Raw genomic sequence first — 7422 nt, 5'->3', positions numbered from 1 at the left:
GGAGTATTATGAAATGAAGAAGCTTACAGCCCGATAAGCTCTAGTGTTGTTAACGTTACAGGCGGCAAATGCCGCCTGTATATACCGATATTAATTTACACACAATTTTGGACTTGACTTTCCGGTTCATTTGCTTTTTTGCATTTTATGGTTAATCAGCCAAAAACAGGCTTATATTTCTCAAAAAAGTGCCTGAATTGATCAAAAAACAAGCATTTATGGCGGATTACTCAGTTCATGCGTATTTATCTAATCTTTTTTTCATGAGCTAGCCGTGTGGGTACCAGCCGTCGCCTTGACGCAGGCTGCGCCAGGTGCTATATTGAGAGGAAAACTAGGAGGTGGAAGTATGCAGTTACAGCAGTTGGAATATTTCGTCAAAGTGGCAGAACTGGGCAGCCTGAACAAAGCGGCAGAGGTCTTTTATGTGACACAGCCGGCGCTGAGCAAGGCGATTCAGAACCTGGAGCAGGAAATCGGGGCAGAGGTGCTGTGCAGAACCAATAAAGGCGTCTCTATGACAGAAGATGGAAAAAAACTCTACGAATACGCCAAGGTCATCCTATCACATGTGGATTTAATCAGAGATATCAAGGCCAAAGATGCACTGCAGACTCTGTCAGTGGCTTCTTATCCGCTGATTTCCATGTCACGCATCATCGCTGACTTCTATAACCGCCAATCGGATAGGAACGTGACGATCAGATTAAAAGAGGACAGGCTGATGCAGGTTATTGACCACGTGTATGAGGGCAGGGATGAAATCGGTTTTTTGCTGATCAACAATTCCCAACTGCGGGAAGTGAAGAACACGCTGAAATATAAGGGACTGTCATTAGAGATTCTCGGACACGACACCTGGTATGCAAATGTAGGTGAACACAACCCTTTGTACGATAAAGAACTCGTTACCATGCAGGAGCTGATTCAGTATCCCATCGTCAGACTCCATGACGACCACTATTCCAATCTGACTAATTATCTGCGCATTGATGGAATCTTGCTAAGAGACAGCTGGAAGCATATTTATGTCAGCGACAATGCCGGGTTGGTGAACGTGATGCGCCATACAGACGCCTATCGCTTCGGACCGGGCCTGAGCAACCGAGATTTTGCGGATCTCGGCATCAGAAGTATTCCGATTAGAAACTGCGATGTGGATGTGGTGGTGGGTTGGATTAAAAAGAAGTCTGCCGCTTTGAGCCCCATTGGGGAAGCCTTTGTACGCCTTCTGGAGGAGTGGACAGAGGCAGAGCTTAGAACATAAGAAAAATCGCAGAGAAAATAAAAAAACGAGATGCTGCCGGGTGCAGATGGTGATAAATGCCATTTGTACCCGGTTTTTGATTTACGATTCGACCCTTATGTCAGAATCCATTTGCTATAAAAATAAGTTATAACTCAGGTCGTAAAAAAGTGAATTATACAAGTTGAAAGAAAATTGGTAAAATTCAATTAAACAATGACGAGGCGCCCAAAGTCATGCACATGAAAGGATCGATACGATATGAAAGAAGTTTTTATAAAAATCAATGAATATGTTGAACGGCACCGACAGGAAATGATTGACCTATGGGAGAAATTAGTGAACATCGACAGCGGCACTGCCAATGGGGATGGTGTCAGGGAAGTCTGCACAGTTTTGCGAAAAGAGATGAGTGCCATTGATATGCAGACGAAGGTTATCGAAAGCGGACCGACAGGACCGGTCCTGGTCGGTGAATGGAACCGAGAGGCAAATACTGCACCGATTATTCTCATCGGTCATATGGATACTGTTTTTCCTGATGGCACGGCAAAGGAAAACCCTTTCCGCATTGACGAGGAGGGGCGCGCTTATGGACCAGGCGTGCTGGATATGAAGGCCGGTCTGGTCATTGCAATCTATGCGGTCAAAGCCCTTCAGACCATCGGTTATGGCAAGCACCCCATAAAATGTGTCTTTGCAGGCGATGAAGAGAAAATACACGTAAAATCCAACGCCAAAGCGATTTTGGCGGAAGAGATGAAAGGCGCTGCCGCAGCTTTTAACTTTGAGACTGGTTACCTGGATGACGGACTAGTGGTGGGCAGAAAAGGCGGCGGCATGGCGGTTTTGACGGTTCACGGCGTAGCAGTTCACTCGGGTATTGCACCAGAGAAGGGGAGGAGTGCCATTCTGGAGATGTCTCACAAAATCGTGGAACTGGAAAGTAAAAATAATTTGCAGCGGGGCAAGCTCATCAATTGCGGTGAAATCACAGGCGGTACCAACTCCAATACCATCCCGGGAGAATGCCAAGTTGTTATCGCCTTCCGCTTTCCGTCAGCAGACATACGGGATGAAATCGTGGCGGATATTCAGACTGTGGCAGCCAAGACCCATGTGAAAGGGACGAATGCACAGGTCAATATCAAAGCGATGATGGAATGTATGGAAAGTACCGAGGGTGTTTTAAGCCTGTTCGAGCATGTGAAAAGAACAGCAGAGGAGTGTGGGTATGGCGCCGTCCACGCCTTCACGGTAGGCGGCGTATCTGACTCTGGAATCGCTGTAACAGAAGGCGTACCGGCGGTCTGCGCTATGGGCGTCAAGGGGTCAGGTAATCACACGGCAGAAGAGTTTGCAGTGGTGGAATCCTTGTTCAGCAGAACGCTCTTGGCTGCCAGCTCTATTTATACCCTGTAAGGAGGAAAGAACAATGGAAGAGAAAAAAGAAAAAATGAAAATCGGAATCGGCGCATGGATTGCCTTGATTTTCTTTATCGTCATATTATCAGGGGTATTCAGAACCAGCGATACACCGCTGCAGATTCTGGACTTGACCAATTTGACAGGTAACTTTGGACTGATTGGAGAGACGGAGAGCAATTTCATCGGAAGCGGAGGCAGCGGCGCAAAGGACGGTTTTATGGCGGGCCTCAACCTGCTGCCGGGCATCATGCTATTTTGCGGCCTGCTGGGTGTCTTCGAACAGATGAAAGCCTTTGACGCTTCGGAAATCGTGTTCCGGCCCATCCTAAAGCCTCTGCTCGGCATTCCGGGGAGATGCGGCGTCGCTTTTGTCAGCAGCTTCAACGGTTCAGACGTGGCAGCCATCATGACTCGCGACCTCTACGAGGCAGGAGATATCACTGACGACCAGAGGACGATTTTTGTCTCTTATCAATACGCGGCTTCAGCATGCATCACCAACACCATCAACTGCGGCGCGCCGATTCTGGCTTTTTGCCCCATTGCGCTGGGTGTCATCATCGTCATCGAGTTTGTCTGCAAGCTGATTGGAGCCAATCTGGTTCGTCTGATTATCAGATTGTCCAACAAAAAGAAAGGAGCGTAAGCCATGGGTGAGAATAAACAATTAACAAAAAAACCGTCGATCATCAGTACGTTCTTAGGGGGCTGCTACAGGGGATTTGAGGTAGGTATTAAGAACATCGTTCCAGCCATGATTCTGGGATATACGTTAGTTTACATCTTACAGGCTACCGGCGTCATGGACTTGCTGGGCAACGTGCTGTCGCCAGTCATGGGTGTCTTTGGACTGCCAGGGGAAGCTGTCGCCGTGCTGATTTCTGCATTCTTTGCCAAGGCGGCAGGCTGCGGCACGGCAGCGACAATGTATGCCAGCGGCATTCTCACCATGGGTCAGGCGACCATGCTCTTTCCAGCCTGTATTCTCATGGGAACTCTGATTGGTCACTATGCCAGAATCGTGCTGGTGGCTGATGCCAATAAGAAATGGCACGGGCTGCTACTGGCCGTACCCCTTTTCGACGCAGTGATTTCGTTATTCATGATGAAAATTATTCTGGCCTTCATGGGTATTGAGTAAGGAGGTATGGTGATGTCAAAACAAATCGCCTTGGCCATGCAGCGGGTCGGCATGATTCTGATTGTAACAGTGATGCTGCTGGATCACTTTGTTTTCCAGATTGAGGAAGGTTTTATCCTCACTTGCGCTATCATCTCGGCTGTACTTCTGGCCGTATCCATCAGCAGGTTGAAATACATAGAAGCAAAGGAAGACTGTGGTCAAGCTGGAAAGTAGGACGAAAATACAGAGCATATGGAGGTTATCCTATGCTCTGCTTTTTCGTCCTTGACATACCGCCTATCATTATATAGAATTTTCTCAAAGCTTGATTAGGAGGTATATCAGTTGAAAAAGTATGGACTGTTTTTAGTGCTTTTGGCAGGGGTATCCTGGGGTGCAATCGGAGTATTTGTCAAAGCGCTCAACAGCTGCGGAATGGATGCCATGCAAATCGTAGAAGCGAAGACCATTACTGCCATTTGCGCTATCGGTTTGATTATATTGATCAGGGATAAACGGATGTTCCAGTTTCAATTAAAACATATTTGGACCTTTTGCGGCGCGGGGATAGCGGGAGTCGTTCTGTCTAATCAGCTCTATTATGTCACGATAAGAGAAACATCTCTTTCTGTTGCCGCCGTGCTGTTATATACTTCACCGATTTTCATTATGCTTTTTTCTGCCATACTGTTTCACGAAAAGATCACCAGCATAAAAGTGATTTCTCTGGCTATGGCATTGGCCGGATGCATGATGGTCAGCGGTATCTTTGAAGAATCCGCAGTGCTCAGTTTTCAGGGCATGGCAATCGGCCTTTGTTCAGGATTGGGATACGGCCTTTTTACCATCTTTTCCAGATATGGCATCAACTATGGCTATCCATCTCTGACGATACAATTTTATAGCTTTGTCATAGCGGCAATTGTCGGCGCTTTTTTTACAGACTTCAGTCAAATCAGAGAGGCGATGGAAACCGACTGCATCCCGGTTATTCTGGCTACACTGGGTGCTGGCTTGCTGTCGACAACGATTCCATGTCTGGCATATACCGCAGGCATGAGACATATGGATAACGGTAAAGCCTCCATTATGGTATCCGTTGACCCTGTAGTCGCCATCCTGATCGGCATTGTCTTTTATAACGAAAAGCCGTCAGTGATCTCGGCTCTGGGCATGGTCCTTTCCATAGCGGCCATAGTGCTGATAAATACTGATCAGAGAGAGATAACAAAACAGCCTTGACGTTCTTCCTGCGCTTGTAAAATTACTAAGATTCATAAAGATATTCTGAGGCTTTCGCGTGATACTGTGATACAATGTCCTTACTCAGTGATTGCCTTTTTGCCCCAAGCGATACTTGGCCAGGTAAAAAGGACAGCGAAGTGGGCAAAGCGAACGCAGGCGTGGGTGAGAACGCACGTTGGCAAGTGATAGCACAGACAGAGCTTCGTGCATATGGCAGAATGTTAACAAATAAATCAAATGACGGGGGGAAAACGATGGGCAAAGAAAAAAACAAGTATTTAGGTGCAATCTTCATCGCACTCTTCAGTGAGATTCTATTTGGATTGAGTTTTATCTTCATCAAGATGTGCGTATCTTCAATTTCTATTTTTACCTTGCTGTCCTGGCGCGGGCTGACAGCTTTTGCCGCGATGACGGTCTGCGCGCTTCTGGGGATCATAAAAATCGACTTGAAAGGGAAAAACCTGCGGCCGCTTCTACTGCTCAGCTTTTTTCAGCCTATCTCCTATTTTGTGATGGAGACCATGGGCATTCGCTTGACCACCGCTTCAGAGAGCGGTACGATATTGGCCTGTGTTCCCATTGTAACCATGCTCTTCAGCACCATCTTCCTCAAGGATAAACCGACAAAAAGGCAGGTTTTTTTCATGATGATGTCTGTAACGGGAGCGGTGATCATCGGTCTGTTAGGCGGTTTTCAGGCATCCAGCAATGTGCTGGGTTATCTGTTCATTGTCGGTGCCATGTGCAGTGAGAGTGCATACGCCATCACCTCGCAGAAGCTGAAAGGCTTCAACAGTGCGGAAAAGACTTATGCCATGGTCGCCAGCGGTGCCGTCGTCTTTACCGGCTGTGCTCTGGTGGAGCATGGAATCAAAGGAACTCTTGTCTACTACCTGACCCTGCCGTTTACCGATTCCAACTTCCTGATCTGTATCCTGTATTTGAGCCTGGGCTGCAGTGTCATCGCCTTTTTCTGTGCAAACTATTCCATTTCCATCATCGGTGCGACACGCAGGGCCGCTTTTGCCGGGCTTGCCACTGTAACCGCCATTATCGGCGGCGTATTCTATCTGGGCGAGTCCTTCACCATGATGCAGGCTGTCGCGGCAGTTCTGATTATGGCAGGCGCATATGGTGTCAATCGGAGCGGGTCAAGGGAATGACTGCGGTAAAAGATTTCTCAGCAAGGTGGTCTAGGAAAACCTGCTGAAAAACGCATTTGATATTTTTGCAGACAGTGAGAAACTCGGATGCATCATTTCAGTGAACTTCCGGGTTTTTGTTTTTTCTGTCAGTCGATGACTAAAATTTCACAGTATCGCAAATAATAGTAAGAACTTATGAGAAACGAGGAGCTTATTCATGTGGCTTACCATTGCTGTGATTTCGACGCTGTTCATCGGCGTCTCTACTATACTATCCAAAATCGGTATCAAAGATGCGGATGCCTATGTAACGGGAGCGGTGACAAATACCGTTTTGCTGCTGGCTTTCGCCGGAACTGCGTTATTTACAGGAAAATTTGACCAAATACCAGACATGGGCATGTGGACCTGGATTTCCATTGCGGTGTCCGGGGCAGTGCTGTCAGTTTCCTGGGTCTTTTATTTTCTCGGTCTTAAAGGCGGCAGTGTCAGTGTGTTTCTGGCCATCCAAAGCCTGACCATCGTGGTTTCCATGGTACTCTGCGCCGTGTTCATCAAAGAGAAGATCACCCTGTTCATGATGATCGGCACTGTGATGATTATCACAGGCACACTTTTGATGATGGATCGTGAAGAACTGGCCGCTCTGAAAAACAAGAAGATCTGGCAGAGTGATCAAAGATGGATTCTCTTTGCAGCGATTTCTGCCGTTCTGGCATCGGTCTCCTACGTCATTGTCAAAGCCGATAAAGCGCCTATTGATACCAATGTCACATCTACTTTCCGCTATATCATCGTCGTAGCATTTCTATGGATCATATTCCTGGCGAAGAAAAAACAGAGCAGTTTTAAGGAAATCGCACCAAAATGCTGGCTCTTTATCTTGCTGGGCGCTGCAGCCTCAGGTGCCGGTCACGTTTTAGTCTACAAAGCCCTGTTCCTAGGCAAAGCGGCAGTCATTATGACCATCTACCGTATGGGCATGGTCATTTCCATCATTCTATCGAGAATCTTCTTGCACGAAAAGCTGCAGAAGAAAGGCTGGTTCGGCTTTGCACTGTTGGTGGCTGGTGTCGTGCTCTTTGCAGTAGGAAGGTAAGCGTATGCCGCAATAGGAGCAATGCTATTTTTAATAGAAAGAGAAGTGCCAATCACTATCAAGCACTTCTCTTTTTTTGGAATCTTTCCTATTGGTAGATATGACTACTGTTTTAGCAGCGTAATGGTAAGTC

General features: G+C 47.1%; 8 protein-coding genes. All 8 read left to right on the top strand.

Features of this window, described 5'->3' with window-relative positions; all coding sequences use genetic code 11:
- Positions 1–349: 349 nt before the first annotated feature.
- The 8 genes from ACMQ5W_RS10295 (at position 350) to ACMQ5W_RS10260 (ending at position 7289) form a co-directional block, all read left to right on the top strand.
- A complete protein-coding gene (locus ACMQ5W_RS10295; RefSeq protein WP_419025111.1) occupies positions 350–1267 on the top strand; it encodes a LysR family transcriptional regulator in 918 nt (305 codons plus the stop codon).
- Between the two features lie 240 nt (positions 1268–1507).
- Positions 1508–2668 (top strand): M20/M25/M40 family metallo-hydrolase, encoded by a 1161-nt coding sequence (locus tag ACMQ5W_RS10290; RefSeq protein WP_419025110.1) that lies wholly within the window; start codon positions 1508–1510, stop codon positions 2666–2668.
- Between the two features lie 13 nt (positions 2669–2681).
- Positions 2682–3320, top strand: coding sequence for a nucleoside recognition domain-containing protein (locus ACMQ5W_RS10285; RefSeq protein WP_419025109.1), 639 nt, complete (start codon positions 2682–2684; stop codon positions 3318–3320).
- A 3-nt stretch (positions 3321–3323) separates the two neighbouring features.
- Entirely contained in the window at positions 3324–3815 is a 492-nt protein-coding gene (locus tag ACMQ5W_RS10280; RefSeq protein WP_148491228.1) for a nucleoside recognition domain-containing protein, read from the top strand.
- 12 nt (positions 3816–3827) lie between these two features.
- Positions 3828–4031, top strand: coding sequence for a hypothetical protein (locus ACMQ5W_RS10275; protein WP_419025108.1), 204 nt, complete (start codon positions 3828–3830; stop codon positions 4029–4031).
- A gap of 111 nt (positions 4032–4142) precedes the next feature.
- Positions 4143–5039, top strand: a complete 897-nt coding sequence (locus ACMQ5W_RS10270; RefSeq protein ID WP_419025107.1) for a DMT family transporter — start codon at positions 4143–4145, stop codon at positions 5037–5039.
- 257 nt (positions 5040–5296) lie between these two features.
- Positions 5297–6208, top strand: coding sequence for a DMT family transporter (locus ACMQ5W_RS10265; protein ID WP_419025106.1), 912 nt, complete (start codon positions 5297–5299; stop codon positions 6206–6208).
- A 199-nt stretch (positions 6209–6407) separates the two neighbouring features.
- Positions 6408–7289, top strand: a complete 882-nt coding sequence (locus ACMQ5W_RS10260) for an EamA family transporter (protein ID WP_148491234.1) — start codon at positions 6408–6410, stop codon at positions 7287–7289.
- The last annotated feature ends 133 nt before the right edge of the window (positions 7290–7422 follow it).

The organism is Emergencia sp. (genome assembly GCF_048465375.1).
Taxonomy (GTDB): domain Bacteria; phylum Bacillota; class Clostridia; order Peptostreptococcales; family Anaerovoracaceae; genus Senimuribacter.
The sequence above is the reverse complement of the archived record's forward strand: the minus strand, read 5'-3'. Positions and strand labels throughout refer to the sequence as shown.

What these genes read in the sequence shown, in the direction of transcription:
- ACMQ5W_RS10265 (WP_419025106.1), top strand. Translation starts at nt 5,297, where the DNA reads ATGGGCAAAGAAAAAAACAAGTATTTAGGTGCAATCTTCATCGCACTC.
- ACMQ5W_RS10290 (WP_419025110.1), top strand. Translation starts at nt 1,508, where the DNA reads ATGAAAGAAGTTTTTATAAAAATCAATGAATATGTTGAACGGCACCGA.
- ACMQ5W_RS10275 (WP_419025108.1), top strand. Translation starts at nt 3,828, where the DNA reads ATGTCAAAACAAATCGCCTTGGCCATGCAGCGGGTCGGCATGATTCTG.
- ACMQ5W_RS10295 (WP_419025111.1), top strand. Translation starts at nt 350, where the DNA reads ATGCAGTTACAGCAGTTGGAATATTTCGTCAAAGTGGCAGAACTGGGC.
- ACMQ5W_RS10260 (WP_148491234.1), top strand. Translation starts at nt 6,408, where the DNA reads ATGTGGCTTACCATTGCTGTGATTTCGACGCTGTTCATCGGCGTCTCT.
- ACMQ5W_RS10285 (WP_419025109.1), top strand. Translation starts at nt 2,682, where the DNA reads ATGGAAGAGAAAAAAGAAAAAATGAAAATCGGAATCGGCGCATGGATT.
- ACMQ5W_RS10280 (WP_148491228.1), top strand. Translation starts at nt 3,324, where the DNA reads ATGGGTGAGAATAAACAATTAACAAAAAAACCGTCGATCATCAGTACG.